23 protein-coding genes, 1 tRNA gene and 1 riboswitch are annotated in these 21,841 nt (G+C 64.7%); of the genes, 8 read left to right on the top strand and 16 right to left on the bottom strand.

Features of this window, described 5'->3' with window-relative positions:
• Positions 1–195 precede the first annotated feature (195 nt).
• Positions 196–269: transfer RNA gene (locus tag IVA93_RS34970), tRNA-Gly, on the bottom strand.
• Between the two features lie 172 nt (positions 270–441).
• Here IVA93_RS34970 and IVA93_RS34975 point away from each other — a divergent pair.
• From IVA93_RS34975 to IVA93_RS34995, 5 genes are all read left to right on the top strand, one after another.
• Positions 442–1,020 carry a methylated-DNA--[protein]-cysteine S-methyltransferase gene (locus tag IVA93_RS34975; protein ID WP_018456084.1) on the top strand — a complete coding sequence of 193 codons (579 nt, stop codon included), beginning with the start codon at positions 442–444 and terminating at the stop codon, positions 1,018–1,020.
• 9 nt (positions 1,021–1,029) lie between these two features.
• Positions 1,030–1,869 (top strand): helix-turn-helix transcriptional regulator, encoded by an 840-nt coding sequence (locus IVA93_RS34980; protein ID WP_018456083.1) that lies wholly within the window; start codon positions 1,030–1,032, stop codon positions 1,867–1,869.
• 56 nt (positions 1,870–1,925) lie between these two features.
• A complete protein-coding gene (locus IVA93_RS34985; protein WP_026233083.1) occupies positions 1,926–2,285 on the top strand; it encodes a VOC family protein in 360 nt (119 codons plus the stop codon).
• Positions 2,286–2,480: 195 nt separating this feature from the next.
• Positions 2,481–2,882: an SRPBCC family protein gene (locus IVA93_RS34990; RefSeq protein WP_018456081.1), complete on the top strand. Its 402-nt coding sequence runs from the start codon at positions 2,481–2,483 to the stop codon at positions 2,880–2,882.
• Positions 2,883–2,982: 100 nt separating this feature from the next.
• Positions 2,983–3,489 (top strand): hypothetical protein, encoded by a 507-nt coding sequence (locus tag IVA93_RS34995; RefSeq protein ID WP_026233082.1) that lies wholly within the window; start codon positions 2,983–2,985, stop codon positions 3,487–3,489.
• On the opposite strand, the gene IVA93_RS35000 is transcribed toward IVA93_RS34995, so the two are convergent.
• The 4 genes from IVA93_RS35000 to IVA93_RS35015 form a co-directional block, all read right to left on the bottom strand.
• Complete coding sequence (locus IVA93_RS35000) at positions 3,486–4,931, bottom strand: MATE family efflux transporter (RefSeq protein ID WP_018456079.1); 1,446 nt, start codon at positions 4,929–4,931, stop codon at positions 3,486–3,488. The genes IVA93_RS34995 and IVA93_RS35000 overlap by 4 nt on opposite strands.
• Before the next feature lie 161 nt (positions 4,932–5,092).
• Positions 5,093–6,142 (bottom strand): hypothetical protein, encoded by a 1,050-nt coding sequence (locus IVA93_RS35005; protein ID WP_204513160.1) that lies wholly within the window; start codon positions 6,140–6,142, stop codon positions 5,093–5,095.
• A gap of 104 nt (positions 6,143–6,246) precedes the next feature.
• The gene (locus IVA93_RS35010; RefSeq protein WP_018456077.1) at positions 6,247–6,675 is read right to left on the bottom strand and encodes a PAS domain-containing protein; all 429 of its coding nucleotides are present in this window, start codon (positions 6,673–6,675) and stop codon (positions 6,247–6,249) included.
• 177 nt (positions 6,676–6,852) lie between these two features.
• Positions 6,853–7,989, bottom strand: a complete 1,137-nt coding sequence (locus IVA93_RS35015; protein ID WP_371827082.1) for a 2'-deoxycytidine 5'-triphosphate deaminase — start codon at positions 7,987–7,989, stop codon at positions 6,853–6,855.
• Positions 7,990–8,069: 80 nt separating this feature from the next.
• A riboswitch (SAM riboswitch) is annotated at positions 8,070–8,149 on the top strand.
• 70 nt (positions 8,150–8,219) lie between these two features.
• Between IVA93_RS35015 and IVA93_RS35020 the strand changes: the two genes are divergently transcribed.
• The gene (locus IVA93_RS35020) at positions 8,220–9,416 is read left to right on the top strand and encodes an O-succinylhomoserine sulfhydrylase (protein ID WP_247789550.1); all 1,197 of its coding nucleotides are present in this window, start codon (positions 8,220–8,222) and stop codon (positions 9,414–9,416) included.
• A 54-nt stretch (positions 9,417–9,470) separates the two neighbouring features.
• Here IVA93_RS35020 and IVA93_RS35025 read toward each other — a convergent pair whose 3' ends face one another.
• The 3 genes from IVA93_RS35025 to IVA93_RS35035 are packed head-to-tail and all read right to left on the bottom strand — an operon-like array spanning position 9,471 to position 12,520.
• Complete coding sequence (locus tag IVA93_RS35025; protein ID WP_026233081.1) at positions 9,471–10,463, bottom strand: SGNH/GDSL hydrolase family protein; 993 nt, start codon at positions 10,461–10,463, stop codon at positions 9,471–9,473.
• Positions 10,464–10,475: 12 nt separating this feature from the next.
• Positions 10,476–11,255, bottom strand: a complete 780-nt coding sequence (locus tag IVA93_RS35030; protein WP_018456073.1) for an SGNH/GDSL hydrolase family protein — start codon at positions 11,253–11,255, stop codon at positions 10,476–10,478.
• Complete coding sequence (locus IVA93_RS35035; protein ID WP_085349686.1) at positions 11,255–12,520, bottom strand: OpgC domain-containing protein; 1,266 nt, start codon at positions 12,518–12,520, stop codon at positions 11,255–11,257. Before IVA93_RS35035 ends, IVA93_RS35030 begins: the two co-directional genes overlap by 1 nt.
• A 204-nt stretch (positions 12,521–12,724) precedes the next feature.
• On the opposite strand from IVA93_RS35035, the gene apaG reads away from it, so the two are divergent.
• The gene (apaG, locus tag IVA93_RS35040) at positions 12,725–13,117 is read left to right on the top strand and encodes a Co2+/Mg2+ efflux facilitator ApaG/CorD (protein ID WP_026233080.1); all 393 of its coding nucleotides are present in this window, start codon (positions 12,725–12,727) and stop codon (positions 13,115–13,117) included.
• Between the two features lie 61 nt (positions 13,118–13,178).
• Here the strand turns inward: apaG and IVA93_RS35045 are convergent, their stop codons facing one another.
• From IVA93_RS35045 to IVA93_RS35055, 3 genes are all read right to left on the bottom strand, one after another.
• Positions 13,179–14,198, bottom strand: a complete 1,020-nt coding sequence (locus tag IVA93_RS35045) for an Hsp33 family molecular chaperone (protein WP_026233079.1) — start codon at positions 14,196–14,198, stop codon at positions 13,179–13,181.
• A gap of 162 nt (positions 14,199–14,360) precedes the next feature.
• A complete protein-coding gene (argF, locus tag IVA93_RS35050; protein ID WP_018456070.1) occupies positions 14,361–15,296 on the bottom strand; it encodes an ornithine carbamoyltransferase in 936 nt (311 codons plus the stop codon).
• Positions 15,296–16,498 carry an aspartate aminotransferase family protein gene (locus tag IVA93_RS35055; protein ID WP_026233078.1) on the bottom strand — a complete coding sequence of 401 codons (1,203 nt, stop codon included), beginning with the start codon at positions 16,496–16,498 and terminating at the stop codon, positions 15,296–15,298. Before IVA93_RS35055 ends, argF begins: the two co-directional genes overlap by 1 nt.
• Positions 16,499–16,953: 455 nt before the next feature.
• On the opposite strand from IVA93_RS35055, the gene IVA93_RS35060 reads away from it, so the two are divergent.
• A complete protein-coding gene (locus IVA93_RS35060) occupies positions 16,954–17,466 on the top strand; it encodes a GcrA family cell cycle regulator (protein ID WP_007597869.1) in 513 nt (170 codons plus the stop codon).
• A gap of 238 nt (positions 17,467–17,704) precedes the next feature.
• Here the strand turns inward: IVA93_RS35060 and phoB are convergent, their stop codons facing one another.
• Genes phoB through pstC form a run of 5 tightly spaced genes read right to left on the bottom strand, consistent with a single transcriptional unit; the run spans position 17,705 to position 21,819 of the window.
• Positions 17,705–18,412: a phosphate regulon transcriptional regulator PhoB gene (phoB, locus tag IVA93_RS35065; protein WP_007597871.1), complete on the bottom strand. Its 708-nt coding sequence runs from the start codon at positions 18,410–18,412 to the stop codon at positions 17,705–17,707.
• Positions 18,413–18,434: 22 nt separating this feature from the next.
• Complete coding sequence (gene phoU / locus IVA93_RS35070; protein WP_018456067.1) at positions 18,435–19,151, bottom strand: phosphate signaling complex protein PhoU; 717 nt, start codon at positions 19,149–19,151, stop codon at positions 18,435–18,437.
• Positions 19,152–19,161: 10 nt separating this feature from the next.
• Positions 19,162–19,983: a phosphate ABC transporter ATP-binding protein PstB gene (gene pstB / locus IVA93_RS35075; RefSeq protein ID WP_018456066.1), complete on the bottom strand. Its 822-nt coding sequence runs from the start codon at positions 19,981–19,983 to the stop codon at positions 19,162–19,164.
• A complete protein-coding gene (gene pstA / locus IVA93_RS35080; RefSeq protein ID WP_018456065.1) occupies positions 19,980–20,825 on the bottom strand; it encodes a phosphate ABC transporter permease PstA in 846 nt (281 codons plus the stop codon). The genes pstB and pstA overlap by 4 nt, the downstream gene beginning before the upstream one ends.
• A 4-nt stretch (positions 20,826–20,829) precedes the next feature.
• Positions 20,830–21,819 (bottom strand): phosphate ABC transporter permease subunit PstC, encoded by a 990-nt coding sequence (pstC, locus tag IVA93_RS35085; RefSeq protein ID WP_018456064.1) that lies wholly within the window; start codon positions 21,817–21,819, stop codon positions 20,830–20,832.
• Positions 21,820–21,841 lie beyond the last annotated feature (22 nt).

A 21,841-nucleotide genomic window follows, 5' to 3' on the forward strand; every position in this document is an offset into this window, starting at 1 on the left:
GCAATATAGACGACTACAAAGGGATAAGACCGCGAAAGGCTTCCGCTCCCTGGCGGCTCTTAACCCGGAAAGTTGCGCGCTTTCGAGCAACATCGCCTAATTTTGTACGACCGTTGTACGGACCGTCAATTTAAAACACAAAAACGGGTCTCTTGAAATCGCCAAACGATCAACAATTACGGTAGCTTGGTGAATTGGAGCGGGCGAAGGGAATCGAACCCTCGTATGCAGCTTGGGAAGCTGCCGTTCTACCATTGAACTACGCCCGCGGATGCGCAGCTTGCGCCCGCTCTGATTAGCCGAGACGGCGCATCTCGCCAAGCGCTTTGGCGCAGCCCGCCCGCCCCTTCTTAAGTTTCCGGTACGATTTTGGGTGCGGCGGATTGTGGCGGTGTTATGGTCGCGGTCTGGGGAGAGCGTACGTTGCGTGGGGGCGTGTGTATGGTGGGGCATGGCTACGCGATATTCGACACGACCATAGGGCGCTGCGGCATCATCTGGAGCAGCACCGGGGTCGTCGCCGTGCAGTTGCCGGAGGCGCGGGAGATCGACACCCGCCGCCGGATTTTCCAGATCCATCCCGAGGCACGCGAGCAGCGGCCTTCCGCGAACGCCGAGTTCGCGATCGAGGGCATCGTGAGCTTGCTGCAGGGCAGCGATGCTGATTTTTCCGAGGTCAGCCTGGACGCGAGCGGGGTGCCCGGCTTCAACCGGCGGGTCTACGAGGCGGCCTGCGCCATCCCGCGCGGGGAGACGCGCACCTATCACGAGATCGCCAAGGCGCTGGGCGCCTCCGGCGCCGCGCATTCGGTGGCACAGGCGATCGCGAAAAATCCCTACATGCTGATCGTGCCCTGCCACCGGGTGCTGGAGGCCGGCAATTACACCGACCGGCTCTCGCCCTATGGCGGCGTAATCTCCAAGCGGCGGCTGCTGTCGCTGGAGGGCACCCATCCGATCGCCAGCAAGACGCTGTTCGACGTCCTGCTGCCCGTTGCCCCACCGAGACCCTCCACCTAGATAGGGAGGATGGATGCAACAACGCTGCTGACCACCCCCTCGATGACCGTCTCCGAGTTTCGCTGCGACGCGGGACCGGACGACAGCCCGTTTGCGGAGTGCCGCACCGGCCATTCCATCGCCTATGTCCGCGCCGGCAGCTTTGGCTGTCATTGCCGCGCCGGCTTCTTCGAGCTGGTGGCGGGCTCGATGCTGGTCGGCGCGCCAGGCGAGGAATACACCTGCACACATGAGCACGTCGCCGGCGACGTCTGCCTGTCCTTTTTCCTCAGCGAGGATCTGGTCGACGCGCTCGGCGGCCGGAGCGACGTCTGGCAGGTCGGCGCGACGCCACCGTTGCCCGAGCTGATGGTGCTGGGCGAGCTCGCCCAGACGGCGGCAGATGGCAACAGCGACCTCGGTCTCGACGAGGTCGGGCAGATCCTCACCGGTCGTTTCGTCGATGTCGTGTCGGGCAAGGCGCGCAAGCCGACGACACCGACGGCGCGTGATCGCCGCCGCGCCGTGGAAGCCGCGCTCTGGATCGACGCCAACTCGCATGCCGAGGTCGACCTCGAACAGGCGGCACGGCAGGCAGGCCTCAGCCCCTTCCACTTCCTGCGGCTGTTCTCCGCCGTGCTCGGCGTCACTCCGCATCAATATCTGGTGCGCTCGCGGCTGCGGCATGCGGCGCGGCTGCTGACTGACGACGACATCGCAGTCACCGACATCGCCTACGACGTCGGCTTCGGCGATCTCTCCAACTTCGTCCGCACCTTCCACCGCGCCGCTGGTGTATCGCCGACCAAGTTCCGCCAGGCTTCGAAGGGAGAGCGCAAGATTCTCCAAGAGCAGCTTGCCCTCAACTGACTAGGTTCGTCTCCGGCGCGCGCCGATTGTGGCGCGCTTTGGCAATGGAGACGACCATGTACGACCATATCGGATTGCGCGTTGCCGACCTCGACGCCGCCACGCGCTTCTACACCGCGGTGCTGGCGCCGCTCGGTTATGTCGTGTGCTCGAGTGGCGATGGTTATGCCGGCTTCGGGCCGAAGGGCGAGCCGGCGCTGTGGCTGCACCTGAACAAGGGGCGCAAAGCCGATGGCGTGCACATCGCGTTTCGCGCGGGGGATCATGACGCGGTCAAGGCATTCCACAGCGAGGGCTTGAAGAGCGGTGGCCGCGACAATGGCGGCGCCGGCCCGCGCAAGGATTACAGCCCGACTTACTACGCGTCGTTTTTGATCGATCCCGATGGCAACAATGTTGAGGCGGTCTGTGTGTGAACGCGGCAGCCCTCACCACACACACACGCTGTCATCCCCCGGCTTGACCGGGGTATCCAGTACGCCGCAGCTCCTCGATTCAATCACAGCGGCCTCTGGAATACTGGATCGCCCGATGGAGTCGGGCGATGACAGCTGGGATGACGGCGCTATCGCTCGCTTCTCTACATCAAGGAACTCAACCAGGATTGCATCATGGCCTCCATCCACAACGACATTCCCCTCAACGCCCCAGCGCGCGACGTCTGGGATGCCGTGCGCGATTTCGGCGCGCTGCATCGGCGGTTGGCGCCGGGCTTCGTCACGGCCTGCACGCTCGACGGCGACACGCGCATCGTCACCTTCGCCAACGGATCGGTGGCGCGCGAGGTGCTGGTCGATTGCGACGATGCGCGGCAGCGGCTGGTCTACGCGATCAACAACGAGCGGCTGAAGCATTACAGCGCCTCGGTGCAGGTGATCGCCGAGGGCGAGGCGAGATGCCGCCTGGTCTGGATCATCGACATGCTGCCGAACGAGCTCGCGCCCTATGTGCAGGGACAGACCAAGGACGCCGTCGCCGCCATACACCGCGCGTTTCCGGCCGCAGCTGCGTGATCTTTCTCACAGAGCCCAGCCCTCGTCCGCAATAACGATGGCGCCGTGCGTCCGGTTGGCTCCGCTCTCCCGGCGGCGCCACGCACGCGAGGAGCAGGCCATGAGAGGTGCGGACAAGGTGATCTGCCAGGCGGCCGCCGTGCTGCTGATGTTTTCGATTTCGAGCGCGCCGGCAAAGGCGCAGTTCTTCGGCGGCGGCGGTGCCGGCGGCGAGGACATAATGACCCAGATGGCGCCGATGCTCGAGATGATGAAGGCCAAGATGGGCAAGCGCCGCTTCGGCATGATGATGCAGACCATGGGCCCGATGATGAGCCGCATGATGGAGAATGGCGGTGGTGGTCTTGGCATGATGGGCGGCGGTGGCATTGGCGGCCTCGGCGCCGGCAACCTCGGCGGCGGTTTCGGCGCGCCCAATTACGGCGGCTACGCGCCGATGGGTGGAGGCGGCACCATGCCGGCCGGAATGGGCGGCATCGGCGGCGGCGATATCATGGGCATGCTCGGCGGCGCCGGTGGCGGCGACATGATGGCGATGATTCCGCAACTGATGCGGCTCGCCAATGTCGGCGGTGGTGGCGGCCATCGCCGCCACAGGCACCGCTAGTCCGCGGCGGCCGACAGAGCCGGCCTGATCGCAGGTTTGGTTTGGCGCGGTCCCCAGCGTGTCAGCACCACGCTGGAGCACGAGAGCAGGCCGAGCACGACCATCGAGCTCGCCGCCAGCCAGAAGAAGCTTTGCGCGGTGGCATCATGCGTCGACAGCCACCAGCCGACAGCCGAGATGTAGATCAGCCGCGCGGTCTGCGCCAGCACCGGGCCGATCACCTTCGCAGCGCCCTGCGACGAGAAATACATCGTCGAGGCGAGGCCGATGAAGGCGTAGAACGGCGCCACTGTCGACAAATATTGGTGGCTGGTGGCGCGCACGGTCGCGCTGTCCGTGAAGATGTTCACCCAGAGATCGGGGAAGGCCGCGACCAGGCACGCCGGTGCACCGACGGCGACGAAGGCGCTCGCCGCTGCGATCCAGGCGATGCGCCGGGCGCGGGCGATGCGGCCGGCGCCGACCGCCATGCCGATCATCGGCACCGAGGCGATGCCGAACGAGAACGCGATCGAGGTCAGCAGGAATTCCAGCCGCGCACCGATGCCGTAGCCGGCCAGGATCGCGGTGCCGAATTTCGCAAGCATGTGAGTGAAGATCGAGATCGTCAGCACCGATTGCAGCGGCGAGAAGCAGGCGATGGTGCCCACTTTGAGGATGTCGAAAAACATCGCCCATTGGATGCGAAGTCCGCGCAGCTTCGGCGTCACGCGGGCGCGGCCGGAGAACAGGTACCAGCCCATCACGCCGATATTCATGCAATAGGCAATCAGCGCGCCGGCGGCGACCCCGCGCATGCCGAATTGCGGCACCGGACCGAGGCCGAGGCCAAGCGTGCCACCGAGCACGATCTGCCAGGCCGCGGAATTGAGGATCAACAGCGACGGCAGCTTCATGTTGCCGGTGCCGCGCAGGACGCCGGCCATGGTGTTGAGCAGCCAGGGCAGCACGGCGCCGCCGAAAAACACCTGGGTGTAGGCGATCGCATGCGTCAGCACGTCGCCGCGGCCGCCGAGCATCTCAAGCACCTTGGGCCCGAAGATCAGCATGCCCAGCATGAAGACGAGGCCGAAGCTGATGCCGATCAGCAGCGCGTGCGCGGCGAGCGTCCCGGCACGCTCGCGATCGCCCGCGCCGAGCGCGCGCGCGATGGCGGAGGCCACCGCGCCGCCCATCGCACCGCCTGACATGGTCATGGTCAGGATCACTGTCGGAAACACCAGCGCCATCGCGGCCAGCGCTTCCACGCCGAGCCGTCCGATATAGGAGGTCTCCGCAATCACGGTGCAGGTGCCGGCTGAGAGCGCGACCACGTTGGGCCAGGCCAGCCCGAGCAGCGTGCGCAGGATCGGCCCGTCCATCAGCGCGCTCCTCACGGGGCGCGGAGGCGGCGGCAGCGGACGCTCTTGTTCATCGACCGGGATTTCGGCGATGTCTGACATGTCCTCTCCGGGCAAAGCGCCATTTCCGGCGCAGCAATGCTTGGGTGTGCCAATGAATTGGTTCGCGCAGGGCGCAACAAGAGGCTTGTTAGCACGACGCGCAGCGATTCCTCCTGCGCTAGGTGCAGGCGTGCCCTGCGGCAGCGCGGTGACGCCGTCGTCTACCCAATCGTCCAGAGCAATGGCGGACGACCGCTCGGTGTCGGGGACAGGTGCACGCCGATGTGCCGGCCGCACCCGGCCGCAAGCCCCTCGAACAACCCCGCCAGCACCTTGGCGCAAGCGGAGTGGTTATCGGCGCCGTCTTCCATCAACCTCCAGCTCTGCTGACGGATTTCGAACGTGCCCTCGGATTGCGTCGTCTCAGCCGCATCGTCCTGCGCGACAAACAGCGCGTTGAGGAACGTCGCGAATTCGCTCGCACCGCCGCGGCCCATCGACAGCGCCGCAGCGACCTCATCGAAATATTGCATCCCGATCAGCTTGCCCGTGAGGTGCAGGAGATAGCCCGCATCCTCCGGACCGAACAGCTGCACCATCACGGGCGCGGCGGTGCGCACATATTCCATCGCATAGTTGCGATAGGCTTTTTCCAGTCTCGGCCTTGGCCAGCTTGCGACCGGCAACGCCGGAGCCGCGGCTGCATCGAACAGCGGGGCTTCGAGGTGCCGCGCGAACACGAGGCGCTGGTCGAGCTCGAGGGGCTGGTCATATTGATAATAGTAGCCTTCGAGCCCGTCCTGGCCGTCGACGCTCTGCTTGGTGCAGACGAACCCCAATCTGGTATCGCCGAGCGCCACGCCGTTGTTGGCGTGCCAGCCGCGCAGCATCGCGCGCGAGACTTCGCCCGGCACGCCGCAGATGGCAGTGCCTTTCCAGATCCAGCGCGGCGGCGGATAGCGGATCCAGGCTTTGCGGTCGCTCTCATACATGTATTCGACGTGCACGCCGCCGATCCAGTTCGAGAGATAGTGATATTGCGCGGCTGCCACGGCGGGCGGCAGATGGCTCAGCCCGAGCTTCTCCAGCCCCGGCAGGAAGCGCTCCTGCTGCTGGCGGCGGAACACGCGAAAGACGAACTCCGCAGCATCTGCCGTGCCGCGACGCGTGACCACGGTGAGGATCAGACCGGTGAAGTAGGCGTGATAGAGATCGGCAACCGCGCGCCAGCGTTTCCATTGAGCTTCCTGCGCGGGGTCTGGTGCGGTCATGTTCGCTCCCGATCGTTGTTCTGATCGAGTGTGTCACTGCATCCGGTGACGGACAAGCTGAGCCGCACGCAGGGAGCCCTGCACGCCGGCGCGCCAATTCCGCATCACGAATTTTGCGCAGGCTTAGTTTGCGAGGCTTTGGCGGCACGCTCGCGCTCGACGCGCTCGGTGACGTCGCGTGCCATCGCCACCGATCCCTGCACCACTCCAGCGGCGTCCCGCACCAGCGCAAAGGTCATCTCGATGTAGAGCTTGCGTCCGTCCTTGTGCAGCGCGCGGGTCAGTGTCGGCTTGCCCGCAAGCTTCATCGCGCCGCTGGCAAGCGCGGCCTCAAAACCTTTCCAGTGCGCGGCGCGCAGATGTTCGGGAATGATCAGGTCGAGATTCTGGCCCAGCGCTTCGTCCGCCGAGAAGCCGAACAGTGCGGACGATGCGCGGTTCCAGCGCATGATCGTGCCGGAGCGATCCGAATAGATCAGCGCGTCGGCGACGTCGTCGAGGATTCTTGCGTCGAGTTCGGATTGATCTGTCATTTCGCCACCTCGGACGTAGCCCGGATTCACTTCCCATCTTGACACAGATTCGGTGTCATCGCCCGACTTGATCGGGCGATCCAGTATTCCAGAGGCGGATGTGATCGAACCAATAGGCTACGGCGTACTGGATGCCCCGGTCAAGCCGAGGCATGACAGCGGAAGGTGAGGCTATCCCTACACCCGGAAATGCTTGCTCAGCTTCAGGCCCTGCGCCTGGTAGTTCGAGCCGATGCGCTGGCCGTACATCGCGTCGGGGCGGGCCAGCATCTTCTCGTAGACGAGGCGGCCGACGATCTGGCCGTGCTCGAGGATGAACGGCACCTCGCGCGAGCGCACTTCGAGCACGGCGCGCGAGCCTAGCCCGCCGGCGCCGGCATAGCCGAAGCCGGGATCGAAGAATCCGGCATAATGCACGCGGAACTCGCCGACCAGCGGATCGAACGGCACCATCTCCGCGGCGTAATCGGGCGGCACCTGCACCGCCTCTTTCGACGCGAGGATATAGAACTCGCCGGGATCGAGGATCAGGCTGCCGTCGGGACGGGCCGAGATCGGCTCCCAGAAGTCCTCGACGGAATAGCCGGCGCGGCGATCGACGTCGATGACGCCGGTGTGGCGCTTGGCGCGGTAGCCGACGAAGCCGCCGCTCTTCTCGCCGGAGAGATCAACAGAGACGGCGACGCCGCCGGTGAGGTCGGCATCGTCGATATCGACGAGACGCTCGGTCGCGTGCAGCGCCTCGAGGTCGTCGATGTTGAGGATGGCATCGCCGGTGCGGAAGCGCACCTGGCTCAGGCGCGAGCCCTCGCTGACCAGCACCGGAAACGTCTTCGGGCTGATCTCGGCATAGAGCGGGCCGTGATAGCCGGCACCGATCATGTCGAAGCGGCGGGTGCCGTCGGCGATCACGCGGGTGAAGACGTCGAGCCGGCCGGTCGAGCTCTTCGGGTTGGCGGCCGCGACGATTTCCGGCGGCAGCGCGAGGCTTTCAAGCAGCGGCACGATGTAGACGCAGTTGGTCTCCAGCACCGCGCCGTCGGCGAGGCTGAACTCGTGCAGCTTCAACTCGTCGATGCGCTCGGCGACCGTGGCGCCGGGACCGGGCAGGAAGCTGGCGCGAACGCGATAGGCGATATCGCCAAGACGCAAATCGAGGCTCGCCGGCTGGATCTGGCTTTCGACGAAGTCGTAAGCGGGCAGGATGAGACCGCCCTCCGCCATCGCCGCGATCATGCGGTCGGGCAGGATACCATTGGCGTCGGCGGCGACCGTGAACGTCAACCCGGGGTCCTCATCAGGGATCAAACACATCCCGACATGCGGGAAATATGAGCGTTTTACGGCTATCCGATGGACGTCTTGACGGAAAGGGCATTGCGGAATATGAGCATGACTTATCCCGTGGTGATTTGAGCCGGCCGGCTTGCAGCCACGTTAAATAAGTCGCTAAACAGGCCGGGGACCTCTGTGATCCCGGCCCGTGGAGATATTCCAGGCCGGTTTTTTTGTGACCATTCTCGATGGTCACTTCAGGAGGTCCTATGTCGAAGTCCCCGGCGCCAACCGCCCACTACCGTCCCGAAACTCGCCTGGTTCATTCCGGCACCTTACGCTCGCAATATGGCGAGACGTCGGAGTCGCTGTTCCTGACCCAGGGCTACGTCTACAACAGCGCTGAGGAGTGCGAGGCGCGGTTCAAGGGCGAGGACCCCGGCTTCATCTATTCACGCTACTCCAATCCGACCATCTCGATGTTCGAGCGCCGCATGATCGAGCTCGAAGGCGCCGAAGCGGCACGTTCGGCCGCGACCGGCATGGCCGCGGTGACGACCGCGATCCTGGCGCCGCTCAAGGCCGGCGATCACGTCGTGGCCTCGCGCGCGCTGTTCGGCTCGTGTCTCTACGTCGTGCAGGATTTACTGCCGCGCTACGGCATCCAGACCACGCTGGTCGACGGCCTCGATCTCGACCAGTGGCAGCGCGCCATGAAGCCGAACACCAAGACGTTCTTCCTGGAGAGCCCGACCAATCCGACGCTCGACGTGCTCGACATTCCCGGCATTGCCGAGATCGCGCATAGTGGCGGCGCGCGGCTCGTCGTCGACAACGTGTTCGCCACCCCGATCTGGCAGAGCCCGCTCGCGCTCGGCGCCGACGTCGTGGTCTATTCCGCGACCAAGCACATCGACGGCCAGGGCCGCTGTCTCGGCGGCATCATCCTGTCCTCGGAAGCGTTCATCGCCGAGCACATCCACAATTTCATGCGCCAGACCGGCCCGTCGATCTCGCCGTTCAACGCCTGGGTCCTGCTCAAGGGGCTGGAGACGCTCGCCGTGCGCGTGCGCGCGCAGACCGAGACGGCGGCGCGCATCGCGGACGTGCTGGCGAGCCATCCGAAGATTTCGCGGCTGGTGTTTCCCGGCCGCGCCGATCATCCGCAGGCTGCATTGGTGAAGAAGCAGATGCGCGGCGGCTCGACGCTGGTCGGCCTCGAGGTCAAGGGCGGCAAGCAGGCGGCGTTCCGCGTGCTCAACGAGCTCAAGCTCGCCAAGATCTCGAACAATCTCGGCGACGCCAAGAGCCTCGTCACCCATCCCGCGACCACGACGCATCAGCGTTTGAAGCCGGAGGACCGCGCCGTGCTCGGCATCAGCGAAGGATTCATCCGCTTCTCGGCAGGCCTCGAGCACGCGGACGATCTGATCGAGGATCTGACCGCGGCGCTGGAGAAGGCGTGAGTTATTGTCGTCCCGGCCTAGTGCGCAATTGCGCATGGGGGCCGGGACGACAAGTCACATTGGCCGGTACGTCCGCACGTCCGCGGGCACGTTCACGCCGAGCTTGATCTGGCCGACGGAGCGAATGATGTCGTCGCCGAGGAGCTGGGCGAAGCAGGCATAGCCCCAATCGTTCATGTGCAGTCCGTCGGCGATCACGAAACTCTCGACCGGAAGCGATTGCTTCTCGTGCCAGTCGCGCATCACCTCGAAGCGCGGGAAGATGCCGACGTGACGGAGCTCGGCGACCTTGCCGAGCAGCTTCACCATCTTGCCGGCGCTCTCGGCGCGCTGGTTGACGGCGGGCGAATATTGCGGATCGACCAGCACGATGTCGGTGCCGCCGGTGGCCTGGATGCGAGCGATGCCGTCCTCGACCAGTTTGGCGGTCTCGCCAGGATCGAGATTGCGCAGCACGGCATTGGTGCCGACCTGCCAGATCACCAGATCCGGATGCACGTCGATCACCTCTTTCTGGAGACGCTTCATCATCTCGGGCGCATCCTCGCCGCCGACGCCGGCATTGACGACGGTGATGTCGGCGGTCGGATAGTGCCGGTGCAGCTGCGCGGCAAGGCGATTGGGATAGTTGAACTCCGGCGAGCTCGCGCCGAATCCCGCGGTCGACGACGAGCCGAACGCGACGATGACGACGGGCTGGCCGGCGACGAGCTTGCCCGCGACATGCGGCAGCGAGCCCATCGCCTTCGAGCCGCCCTTCGGCGACAGGCAGGGCACGCGGCTAAAGATGTCGCCGGCGGATTTCGCGACCTGCTTCACCTTGTCGATGGCGCGCGCCGTGATGCCGCGCTGGTCGGGGGACGTCGCTGCGACGGTGGTCTGGGACGGTGAAGCGGGAGCCGGATCAGCCGACTGCTGCGGGGCCGGTGTTGCCTGCGCGGCCTGCGTCTGCGCGTGGGACTGCGAGGCCGGACTCAGCAACAGCAGCACCGCTGCTGCGGGCACAGCCAGCCATGCCGTCAGGCAAAAAGGGCGGAGAGAACTCATTAACGCTAGACCTCAATTTTGCTGCTGGGCCGGCTCCAGATGGGCAGCGTCGATCAGGAACTGTGCCAACGCCCGGCCAAGGCAATCATGGACCTGCTTCGCCAACTCGGGCCCGCGCGACGGGCTGAATAGGTCGAACTGGCCCTGATCATTCCACTGCCGCATGATCGCGAACCGATCGAACAGCGGAATATCGTGCTCCTGCGCCACCACCCGCATATTGTCGAGGTATGGCGGCACCGAGATCATGGTTTCGGTACGCGGACTGTACTGCAAATTCATCAAGACGACGTCAGCCCCTGCCTTTTGCAACGCAACAACCCCTTCGGTCACCGCGCCACGAAAATCATCGGGATCGATGGCTCGGATAGCATCGACAGTCCCGGTCTGCCAGATGACCAAAGTAGGCGTTTTTGCTTCCATCAGCTTAACGAAGCTGGCAGCCGCCTCCTCGGCCGTTTTCTTGCTCTGTATTTCTACGGAGACGTGCACAGTCTCGGACGGCGGCAGCTTGTCCTTCAGGATGGCCTGCATCCGCGCCGGATAAGAGGCGTCCTCGGAAGCCGGAATCGTGGTCGAGCGACTGCCGATGACCAGGATTTCGAGCGGCTTGCCGGCCTTCACGGCATCGGCGACCTTGGGAAGCTGGCTTTCGCTGGTGAGCAGATAGGACGGCACTTCACAGGCTGCGGGCGCGGCTGAAGCAGCCGGCGCAGCATCGTCCGCGCGCGCCGGAGGCGCGGCGAGACCACCGCACAGCAGGATCAGGCTCAGGAAAACCTTCGCCTTCATCAGCCCCCTCCCGCCATATCGGCGCTGCCGACGGCGCTTTTGGTTTTCGAACCGCTCTTGTCAGCCACCCGCTTGTACCACGAAATCAGCCAGGCCATGGCCCACATGATCAGGATTCCGGAGAGACTTATTAGCGCATGCATGACCGGGCCGCCCGAGACTTCGGCCAGGATGAAATGGCCGGCAAAGGCGAGGAAGACGCCGAGACAGAATATCTCCAGGGAATGCGAGCCGCACAGGATCAGCGGCCGCAGCCAGGGCGATTTCAGGCCCGGCCAGTCCCGGGGCAGGACGCGCACGGTGAGCGCGGCCAGCGCCAGGAAATGCGTGAAGCGCAGCACGTCAAGGTCGGCCTTGTCGATCGGATACATCCACTGCTCGAGCCGCTTCGGCATGAAGTGGGAGAGCTGCGGCACATACCAGGTCAGCGTCACGTAGAATGCCGCAACCAGATAGGCGATCGCGATCCACATCGTCACCCGCGAAGCCAGAATGTGCGACATGCGTCGCGCACCCCCGAGCGCGCACCATGCCCCGAACACGAACAGCAATTGCCAGGCGAAGGGATTGAAGGCCCAGAAGCCGTTCGGATAGGCCGACAGATAGAGGTCGTATTCCCAGGTCACCGCGTAGAGCGCGACCGAGAGGCCGAGCGTCACGTCGGGGCGCCACTTCATCAGCCACAGGATCAAGGGCAGCGCCAGCATCAGCACGATGTAGAGCGGCAGCACGTCCATGTTGACCGGACGGAAGCGCAGCAGCAGCGCCTGCACGATCGTGACGTCGGGCTGCTTGAGGAAATCCATGATGCCCATCTCTTCGGTGTAGAGCGGGTTCTCGAACCTGGTCGCGACGTAGGAGATTTCGGCAAGGAAGATCGTGAACAGGAAGACGTGGGCGACATAGATCTGCCAGACGCGCCGCAGGATGCGCGCGGTGGCGACGACGATGCCGGACTCCAGCATCGCCCGACCGTAGACGAAGGCGGCGGTATAGCCGGAGATGAAGATGAAGATCTCGGTGGCGTCGCTGAAGCCGTAATTGCGGATCGTGAACCAGGTCAGAAGGCTCGGCGGCAAATGGTCGATGAAGATCAGCCACAGCGCAAGGCCGCGGAATAGGTCCAGCCGGAGCTCGCGCTCGCCGATGGCTGGCAGCGAAATGGCCGGCGCGGCCGCGCGCCGCTTCGCTCCCGCGGACTTGACCTCCACAGGTTTAGCGGTTCCCGCGATCGTCGATCCCGTCACTTGGTCGGCAATGGTCATCGGGGGCCTAAAAACCCTTCCGCAAATCGCGACGTGGCAAGGAGTGTACCGGTCCGGCCGTCATCTCGCAAAGCGACCGGATCACAAGCAAGTACATTTGCAAGCCCATTTGGACGTGTACTTCCCTGCGAATTCTGGCGGGACGATGTCGCCAAGGCGTCTCCGGCGTTTGGTTCCCGGGCGGTTTTCGGTATGATGGCAATCATGTACCGCGCCGTGACCCGCCAGATCGAAGTGACCGTCGAGCCGAACTTTGTTCCGGAGCAGTCGTCGGCTGACCGCTCCCGTTATTTCTGGGCCTATACCGTCGTCATCACCAATTCCGGCGACGAGACCGTGCAGCTCAAGACGCGGCACTGGATCATCACCGACGCCACGGGCCGGCAGCAGGAGGTGAAGGGCGAGGGCGTCGTCGGCGAGCAGCCGACGCTCGCGCCCGGCGAACGCTTCGAATACACCTCCGGCGTCCCGCTCACGACCGCCTCGGGCTTCATGACCGGCCGCTACCAGATGGTCAGCGCGACTGGCGAGCGCTTCGAAATTGACGTGCCGACGTTCTCGCTGGACAGCCCGGACAACAAGCGGGTGTTGAACTAGGGCAGGAGATGGTGGGCGCGCTCCGCTTTGGCCGACCCTATCGCACCTGCAGGCTAACGCCTTACGCGTCTTCCACGCCTGCTTCATCCGGCGTGAACTCGTACACCGAGCTGCAGAACTCGCAGGTCACGACGACCTTGTCGTCCTTGACCATCGCGGCACGGTCGTCAGACGAAAAGCTCTTTAGCATCGATGCCACCGCATCGCGCGAGCAGGAGCATTGCGCCTTCAAGGGCAGCGGATTGAACACGCGCACGCCGCGCTCGTGGAACAGGCGGTAGAGCAGCCGCTCCCCGGACAGCTCCGGATCGATCAGCTCAACGTCTTCGACGGTCTCGATCAGCGAGCGTGCCTCGACCCAGGCATCGTCTTCAGCGACGGCGTGCACTTCGACGCCTTCGGGCGCATCGCCGGGATGCAGATCGGCCTGCCGCGCACGCTCGGGCGCCTTCGGCAGGAACTGCATCAGCATGCCGCCAGCACGCCAGCGATGCTTGCCGCCGTCGTTCGAACGCCATTCCTCGCCGACAGCGAGACGCACGCGTGTCGGGATCTGCTCGGAGCGCAGGAAATATTCGTGAGCGGCGTCTTCGAGGCTGCCGCCGTCGAGCGCGACCAGGCCCTGGTAGCGGCTCATGTCGGGGCCTTGGTCGATGGTCATGGCGAGATGGCCGTGGCCCAGCAGCGCGCCGGAATGCGTGCCAGTATCTTTGGCCTCGCCGAGTCGCGCGGCGTCGTAGCGCGCATAGGCGCGCAGGCGATCCGGCGCCTGATAGTCCACGACCAGGAACGACACCGGACCGTCGGTCTGGGCCTGGAGAATGAAGCGGCCCTCGAACTTCAGCGAGGAGCCAAGCAGCGTGGTCAGCACGATGGCCTCGCCGAGCAGCTTGCCGACCGGCGCGGGATAATCGTGCTTGGTCAGGATTTCGTCGAGCGCCGGACCAAGCCGCACCAGCCGACCGCGCACATCGAGCGCGTCGACCTCGTAAGGCAGCACGGCGTCATCGATCGGAACCGCGGATGGCGCGCGAACCGGGCCTTCAGGCCCGGTTTTCATATCAGGGGATTGGGAAACCATGGCGCTTTATCTGGGGTCGGAAGGCGGAATTGGAAGGGGTGAGGGCTGCATCCAGAATGCAGCACGGATCGTACGCAAGCACGGCAAATTCGGTGTCGTCCTGGCGAAGGCCAGGACGACGATGAAGACCTACTTCGCCGGCACGGCGGATACCGGCCCGGATTACTTCACCGCGTCGAAGCACCAGGCCAGAATGCCCTTTTGCGCGTGCAGGCGGTTTTCGGCCTCGTCGAACACGACGGATTGTGGACCGTCGATCACCTCGTCGGTGACCTCCTCGCCGCGATGGGCGGGCAGGCAGTGCATGAATAGCGCATCCGGCTTGGCAAGCGACATCAGCTGCGCATTGACCTGATAGGGCTTGAGCACGTTGTGGCGGTGCTTGCCTTCCTTGTCGCCCATCGACACCCAGGTGTCGGTCACGACACAATCGGCGCCGCGCACGGCGGCTTCGGCATCCGTGCCGAGCATGATCGGCGCGCCGGTCGCCTTGATGAAGTCGCGCATCGCCTTTTTCGGCGCGAGTTCCGGAGGCGTCGCGACATTGAGCTGGAACTTGAAGCGCTCGGCGGCGTGCGCCCAGGAGGCGAGCACGTTGTTGTCGTCGCCGGTCCAGGCCACGGTCTTGCCCTCGATCGGGCCGCGATGTTCCTCGTAGGTCATGAGGTCCGCCATCACCTGGCAGGGATGCGAGCGGCGCGTCAGGCCGTTGATGACGGGCACGGTGGCGTTCGCTGCAAGCTCCAGCAGGGCATCGTGATTGAGGATGCGGATCATGATGGCGTCGACATAGCGCGACAGCACGCGCGCGGTGTCGGCGATGGTCTCGCCGCGGCCGAGCTGCATTTCGGCGCCGGTGAGCATGATGGGCTCGCCGCCGAGCTGGCGCATGGCGACGTCGAAAGACACCCGCGTCCGCGTCGAGGGGCGCTCGAAGATCATCGCCAGGGTCTTGCCTTCGAGCGGCCTGACCGGCTGATGCGCCTTCTGCTTCGCCTTCATCGCGGAGGACGCAGCGAGCATGCGCTTGAGCTCCGACAGCGGCAGCTCGTTGATATCGAGGAAGTGCTTCGGTGTTTTATCGGGCGACTTGCTCATCAGCTTGCCGCCCGCTTGTTGCCGGACAACGCGGTGCAGGCGCGCTCGAGCCGCCCGACGCTGTCCTCGATCTCGGCTTCGGTGACGATCAAAGGCGGCAGGAAACGCACGACATTGTCGCCGGCACCGACGGTGAGCAGCTTTTGGTCGCGCAAGGCTGCAACGAGATCGCCGGAGGGCACCACGGCCTTGATGCCGATCAGGAGGCCCTCGCCGCGCACTTCGCTGACGACATCGCCGTGACGGTCGATCACGGAGGCGAGCTTCTGCTTGAGCAGCAGCGACATCCTCTGCACGTGGTCGAAGAAGCCGGGCTTGAGCATGACGTCGAGCACGGCGTTCGCAGCCGCGATCGCGAGCGGATTGCCCCCGAAGGTCGAGCCGTGCGAGCCCGGCGTCATGCCGGACGCCGCTTCGGCGGTCGCAAGGCAGGCGCCGATCGGGAAGCCGCCGCCGAGCGCCTTGGCCAGCGACATCACGTCGGGTTCGACGCCAAGGCGGCGGTACGCGAACAGATCGCCGGTGCGGCCCATGCCGGTCTGCACCTCGTCGAAGGCGAGCAACAGACCCTTCTCGTCGCAGAGCTGGCGCAACGCCCTCAGGAAGGCGGGCGTTGCCGAACGCACACCGCCCTCGCCCTGGATCGGCTCGATCAGGATGCCGGCGGTCTGCGGACCGATTGCCTTTTTCACGGCATCGAGATCGCCATGCGCAACCTGGTCGAAGCCCTCCATCGGAGGGCCGAAACCTTCGAGATATTTTGCCGATCCCGTTGCGGCCAGCGTCGCCAGCGTGCGGCCATGGAAGGCGCCTTCGAAGGTGATCATGCGATAGCGGTCGGGATGACCCTTTGCGGCGTGATAACGGCGCACGACCTTGATCACGCATTCCAGCGCTTCGGCGCCGGAATTGCAGAAGAACACGAAATCCGCGAAACTTTCATTGCACAGGCGCGCGGCGAGCTTTTCGCCGTCCGGGCTCTGGAACAGATTCGACATGTGCCAGAGCTTGGTGGCCTGCTCCTGCAACGCCGCGACCAGCGCCGGATGGGCATGGCCGAGCGCATTCACCGCCACCCCGGAGGTGAAATCGAGATAGCGCTCGCCATTGGTCGCGATCAGCCAGCAGCCTTCGCCACGCTCGAAACCAAGGTCGGACCTGGCGAAAACGGGGAGCAAATGCGGCGCTGCGCTGTTAGTCATGATGGTCACTTGAATGTTGCGGACGGAGTGAGCGTGCATTGCGCAACGCACCATCGACCGGCCCGGAAAACGAAACGTGCCGCCTCTTGAGGGCGGCACGTGCGACTATCTTAGGCCTGGTGAAACGGGTGTCAATGCCGCCCGGAAAGCCTCGCGAAACGCTGAATCCGTAGTCTTGCGGTGCCGATTTTGCGGGATTTGGCCACGGAACATGTGGAAGCGAGTCGGCGGACTCTTGCGCGGGAGTCACGCCATATTGTAGCGTTTGGATTGTCAGATACGACATCTCGTGCAGTGGTTCTGATCTTTAAGTCCTTATGTACCGGCGTAAACGTTCGGGCGTTCAAGACGCGCCCGGCGAGCCTTAAGGGATTCTGGCGGCACGGGTTTTTGAAGGCTTAGGCATTCGCTGCGAGGCCCCAGGATGGCTGGCGCGCAGCGAGGGAAAGGGTGCAATGACGGTTTTGACCTGGTCCGATGATCGCGTCGAGCAGCTGAAAAAGCTCTGGGAGGCCGGACTTTCGGCCAGCCAGATCGCGGCGGAGCTCGGCAATGTGACCCGCAATGCCGTGATCGGCAAAGTGCACAGGCTCGGCCTTTCGGGCCGCGCCAAGAGCCCATCATCGGCAGCGCCGCGGCCGCGCAAGGCGCGCCCCGCGCAGCACATGATGCGGGTGAGCCGCCCGATCTCGCGCGGCAACACCGCGCTGGCGCAGGCCTTCGAGGTCGAGGCTGAGCCGGATCCGGTCACCTACGACAACGTGGTGCCGATGAGCCAGCGGCTGTCGCTGCTGGAATTGAACGAGGCGACCTGCCACTGGCCGGTCGGCGATCCCTCGAGCCCGGACTTCTTCTTCTGCGGTGGAAGGGCGCTGTCCGGACTGCCCTATTGCGCCCAGCACTCGCGCGTTGCGTACCAGCCCGCGTCGGATCGGCGCCGCGCACCGGTAAAGCCGGGTCCCCGTTAGTCGTCACGCGAAGACAGTTCAACAATTTCAGTGTCGTCCCGGCCTAGTGCGCAATTGCGCACGGGGGGCCGGGACCCATACTCCGAGCACGCAATAATCGTGCGGAAGGGGTCACTCCGAGTCTTCGCCAAACCACGTTCGGTGGTTATGGGTCCCGGATCAGCGCTCGCTTCGCTCGCTTGTCCGGGACGACGGCTGAGAATGCAGGGACAGCTCGCCAACAAACAAGCCTGCAACCCTACACCTGCTCCGCCTTCGCGAAGCGATCATCCAGCGCGTAGCCGGCGCCGCGGACGGTGCGGATCGGGTCCTGCTCGCGGCCGAGATTGAGCAGCTTGCGCAGGCGGCCGATATGCACGTCGACGGTGCGCTCGTCGATATAGATGTCGCGGCCCCAGACGCTGTCGAGCAGCTGCTCGCGCGAGAACACCCGTCCCGGATGCTCCAGGAAGAACTCCAGCAGGCGATATTCGGTCGGACCGAGATCGATCGGCCGGCCCGAGCGCGCCACGCGGCGCTTGTCACGGTCGAGCTCGATGTCGCCAAAAGCAAGGACGGTGGCGAGGCGCTCCGGGCTCGCGCGCCGCAGCAGGCCTTTCACGCGCGCCAGCAGCTCCGGCACCGAGAACGGCTTGACGATGTAATCGTCGGCGCCGGTCGCAAGACCCCGCACCCGCTCGCTCTCCTCGCCGCGCGCGGTGAGCATGATGATCGGGAGCTGCTTGGTCTCGGGACGGGTGCGAAGCCGCCGGCACAATTCGATGCCTGACAGGCCCGGCAGCATCCAGTCGAGCACGATCAGATCGGGGATGTGCTCCTTGAGGCGGGTGTCGGCGTCGTCGCCGCGCATCACCGTCTCGACGTCATAGCCGTCGCCTTCGAGGTTGTAGCGGAGAAGCTCGGTCAGGGCTTCCTCGTCCTCAACCACCATAATGCGTGCGCCCATCGGGTCGTCGCTCCTTAAGTCTTCAGGTGTTCGGTACCGTGTTGGCAAAGGTCGTCATGTCGCCCTTCGGCCGCTTGTCGGTGATCGCCTGGCCCTCGATCATGTAGAACACGGTCTCGGCGATATTGGTGGCGTGGTCGCCGATCCGCTCGATGTTCTTGGCGCAGAACATCAGATGGATGCAGAACGAGATATTGCGCGGATCCTCCATCATGTACGTGAGGAGTTCGCGGAACAGCGAGGTGCAGATGGCGTCGACTTCCTCGTCGCCCTTCCACACCGCCATCGCCGCCGGCAAATCATGCGCGGCATAGGCGTCCAGCACCGACTTGACCTGCTGCTGCACGAGGTCGGTCATGTGCTCGAGGCCGCGGAACAGCTTGAGCGGATGGAAGTCCGTCTCCAGCGCCGCGACGCGCTTGCCCATGTTCTTGGCGAGGTCGCCGATGCGCTCGAGATCGGTCGCGACGCGCATGGCGCCGACGATCTCGCGCAGATCGACCGCCATCGGCTGGCGGCGGGCGATGGTGAGCACCGCACGCTCCTCGATGCGCTTCTGCAGCGCGTCGAGCTCGGTGTCGATGGCGACGACGCGCTGGCCGAGCGGGACGTCGCGGCGGATCAGCGCGTCGACGGACTCGACGATCATGCGCTCGGCGATGCCGCCCATCTCGGCGACCAGGCGAGTGAGTTCCTGGAGGTCGGTGTCGAAAGCCTTTGCGGTATGTTCAGAACCCATGTCGCGTCTCCTAGCCGAACCGGCCGGTGATGTAATCCTGCGTGCGCCGATCTGACGGCGACGTGAAGATCTTGCTGGTGTCGTCGAACTCTATCAGCTCGCCGAGATACATGAAGGCGGTCTTGTCGGAGACGCGCGCCGCCTGTTGCATGTTGTGGGTGACGATAGCGATCGTGTAATCCTCGGACAGCTCCTGGATCAGCTCCTCGACCTTGGCGGTCGAGATCGGGTCGAGCGCCGAACAGGGTTCGTCGAACAGGATCACCTCGGGCCGCACCGCGACGGTGCGGGCGATGCAGAGGCGCTGCTGCTGGCCGCCGGAGAGCGACAGGCCGGAGGCGTTGAGCTTGTCCTTGACCTCGTTCCACAGCGCGCCGCCGCGCAGCGCCTTCTCGACGCGGCCGTCCATCTCGGACTTCGAGATCTTCTCATAGAGACGGATGCCGAACGCGATGTTCTCGTAGATCGTCATCGGGAACGGCGTCGGCTTCTGGAACACCATGCCGACGCGGGCGCGCAGCAAATTGAGGTCCAGCCTGGGGTCGAGAATGTTGGTCTGATCGAGCATGAGCTGACCGGTGGCGCGCTGGCCGGGATAGAGGTCGTACATCCGGTTGAAGATGCGCAGCAGGGTCGACTTGCCGCAGCCCGACGGACCGATGAACGCCGTAACGCGGTTGGCGCCGAGCGTCAGGTTGATGTTCTTCAGCGCATGGTGCTCGCCGTAATAGAAGTCCAGGTTACGCACGGTCACCTTGGGGGGCGCCTCGGGCAGCACCGCCGCGTGCGGCAGTCCACCGGACGCGCTCATCGACACGGAAAGATCACTCATTTTGCGGTCCTCTCGGCGCCAAGGATGCGCGCGAAAATATTAAGGGCAAGAACGGTCAGGGTGATGAGCAGCGCCCCGCTCCAGGCCAACTGCTTCCAATAGGCATAGGGGCTCTGCACGAAGTTGTTGATGGTCACAGGCAGGTTCGCCATCGTCTTGTTCAGGCCGAGGCTGAAGAACTGGTTCGATAGCGCGGTGAACAGCAGCGGCGCGGTTTCACCGGCGACGCGAGCGGTCGCGAGCAGCACGCCGGTGATGAGACCCGATCGGGCAGCACGATAAGCGATCCGCTTGATCACCAGCGAACGCGGCAGGCCGAGCGCCGAGGCCGCCTCGCGCAACGCGTTCGGCACCAGCAGCAGCATGTCCTCGGTCGTGCGCAGCACCACCGGGATCACGATGACCGCGAGGGCGAGCGAGCCTGCGATCGCCGAGAAGCCGCGCATCGGCACCACCACGGCGCCGTAGATGAACAGGCCGATGATGATCGAGGGCGCCGAGAGCAGGATGTCGTTGATGAAGCGGATCACCGAGGTCAGCCGGTCATTGCGGCCGTATTCGGCGAGATAGGTGCCGGCGAACATACCGAGCGGCGCGCCGATGCCGACGCCGATCACGGTCATGATCAGCGAGCCGACGATGGCGTTGAGCAGACCGCCCTCGTTCGATCCCGGTGGCGGCGTGTTCTCGGTGAACAGCTGGACATTGAGTCCCGCCAGCCCGTTGTAGAGCAGCGTGATCAGGATCAGCGCGAGCCAGGTGACGCCGAAGGCGGTTGCGGCGATGCAGAGCCCGCGGACGACGATGTCCTTGCGGCGTCGGCGTGAATAGATCGGATTCATGGCGCTAATTCCCCGCCTTCTTTTCCAGCCGCATCAGCATCAGCCGCGCCGCTGCGAGCACGAAGAAGGTCAGAACGAACAGCAGGAGGCCGAGCAGGATCAGGCCGGATTGGTGCAGGCCGTCGCTCTCGGCGAACTCGGATGCGATCGCCGCCGAGATCGTGGTGCCCGGCGCAAAGATCGATGACGAGATCCGGAACGAGTTGCCGATGATGAAGGTCACCGCCATGGTCTCGCCGAGCGCGCGGCCCAGCGCCAGCATGATGCCGCCGATGACGCCGACCCGGGTGTAGGGGATCACCACGCTGCGGACGACTTCCCATGTGGTGCAGCCGACGCCGTAGGCGGCTTCCTTCAGGACCGGAGGCACCGTCTTGAACACGTCGACCGAGATCGAGGTGATGAAGGGCAGCACCATGATGGCAAGGATCAGCGCGGCATTGAACAGGCTGAGATAGGACGGGGGACCTGCGAAGATCGCGCCCAGCACGGGAACGCCGTCGAAGATCTTGATCATGAAGGGCTGGAACGTGTTGGCCAGGAACGGACCCAACACGAAGAAGCCCCACATGCCGTAGATGATCGAGGGAATACCGGCGAGCAGCTCGATTGCCATGCCGATCGGGCGGCGCAGCCATTGCGGGCAGAGCTCGGTGAGGAAGATCGCAATGCCGAGACCCACGGGAATGGCGATCAGCATCGCGATGAAGGAGGTGACGAGCGTGCCGTACATCGGCCCGAGCGCGCCGAGCACCGGCGGATCTGCGGAGGGCGCCCAGCGCTGCGTCCACAGGAAGGAGACGCCGTATTCTTTCATCGCCGGGAAAGCGCCGACGATCAGCGAAATGATGATGCCGCCGAGGATCAGAAGCACCGAGATCGCGGAGAGCCGCGTAATCCAGTAGAAGGTAACGTCGCCGAGCTTGAACGCGCTCAAGGCCTTGGCGCGGTCATACGGTCCGGCGTCGTCGATTACATCGCTCTGAACGGCCATCTCTGCCACGCCGATCCCCTGT

Origin of the sequence: Bradyrhizobium sp. 155 (assembly GCF_023101105.1) — a bacterium.
In the GTDB taxonomy this organism is placed as follows: Bacteria; Pseudomonadota; Alphaproteobacteria; order Rhizobiales; family Xanthobacteraceae; genus Bradyrhizobium; species Bradyrhizobium canariense_D.

Bases quoted from the DNA above. Each gene is read 5' to 3' on its own strand.
- IVA93_RS34990 (WP_018456081.1), top strand. From the start codon at position 2,481: ATGGCCTCCATCCACAACGACATTCCCCTCAACGCCCCAGCGCGCGAC.
- pstC (WP_018456064.1), bottom strand. From the start codon at position 21,819: ATGGCCGTTCAGAGCGATGTAATCGACGACGCCGGACCGTATGACCGC.
- apaG (WP_026233080.1), top strand. From the start codon at position 12,725: ATGTACCGCGCCGTGACCCGCCAGATCGAAGTGACCGTCGAGCCGAAC.
- IVA93_RS35000 (WP_018456079.1), bottom strand. From the start codon at position 4,931: ATGTCAGACATCGCCGAAATCCCGGTCGATGAACAAGAGCGTCCGCTG.
- IVA93_RS35010 (WP_018456077.1), bottom strand. From the start codon at position 6,675: ATGACAGATCAATCCGAACTCGACGCAAGAATCCTCGACGACGTCGCC.
- IVA93_RS35025 (WP_026233081.1), bottom strand. From the start codon at position 10,463: ATGAGTTCTCTCCGCCCTTTTTGCCTGACGGCATGGCTGGCTGTGCCC.
- IVA93_RS34975 (WP_018456084.1), top strand. From the start codon at position 442: ATGGTGGGGCATGGCTACGCGATATTCGACACGACCATAGGGCGCTGC.
- IVA93_RS35030 (WP_018456073.1), bottom strand. From the start codon at position 11,255: ATGAAGGCGAAGGTTTTCCTGAGCCTGATCCTGCTGTGCGGTGGTCTC.
- phoU (WP_018456067.1), bottom strand. From the start codon at position 19,151: ATGGGTTCTGAACATACCGCAAAGGCTTTCGACACCGACCTCCAGGAA.
- IVA93_RS35015 (WP_371827082.1), bottom strand. From the start codon at position 7,989: ATGTGTTTGATCCCTGATGAGGACCCCGGGTTGACGTTCACGGTCGCC.
- IVA93_RS35060 (WP_007597869.1), top strand. From the start codon at position 16,954: ATGACGGTTTTGACCTGGTCCGATGATCGCGTCGAGCAGCTGAAAAAG.
- IVA93_RS34985 (WP_026233083.1), top strand. From the start codon at position 1,926: ATGTACGACCATATCGGATTGCGCGTTGCCGACCTCGACGCCGCCACG.
- IVA93_RS35005 (WP_204513160.1), bottom strand. From the start codon at position 6,142: ATGACCGCACCAGACCCCGCGCAGGAAGCTCAATGGAAACGCTGGCGC.
- IVA93_RS35020 (WP_247789550.1), top strand. From the start codon at position 8,220: ATGTCGAAGTCCCCGGCGCCAACCGCCCACTACCGTCCCGAAACTCGC.
- pstB (WP_018456066.1), bottom strand. From the start codon at position 19,983: ATGAGTGATCTTTCCGTGTCGATGAGCGCGTCCGGTGGACTGCCGCAC.
- IVA93_RS34995 (WP_026233082.1), top strand. From the start codon at position 2,983: ATGAGAGGTGCGGACAAGGTGATCTGCCAGGCGGCCGCCGTGCTGCTG.
- IVA93_RS35045 (WP_026233079.1), bottom strand. From the start codon at position 14,198: ATGGTTTCCCAATCCCCTGATATGAAAACCGGGCCTGAAGGCCCGGTT.
- IVA93_RS35035 (WP_085349686.1), bottom strand. From the start codon at position 12,520: ATGACCATTGCCGACCAAGTGACGGGATCGACGATCGCGGGAACCGCT.
- argF (WP_018456070.1), bottom strand. From the start codon at position 15,296: ATGAGCAAGTCGCCCGATAAAACACCGAAGCACTTCCTCGATATCAAC.
- phoB (WP_007597871.1), bottom strand. From the start codon at position 18,412: ATGGGCGCACGCATTATGGTGGTTGAGGACGAGGAAGCCCTGACCGAG.
- pstA (WP_018456065.1), bottom strand. From the start codon at position 20,825: ATGAATCCGATCTATTCACGCCGACGCCGCAAGGACATCGTCGTCCGC.
- IVA93_RS34980 (WP_018456083.1), top strand. From the start codon at position 1,030: ATGGATGCAACAACGCTGCTGACCACCCCCTCGATGACCGTCTCCGAG.
- IVA93_RS35055 (WP_026233078.1), bottom strand. From the start codon at position 16,498: ATGACTAACAGCGCAGCGCCGCATTTGCTCCCCGTTTTCGCCAGGTCC.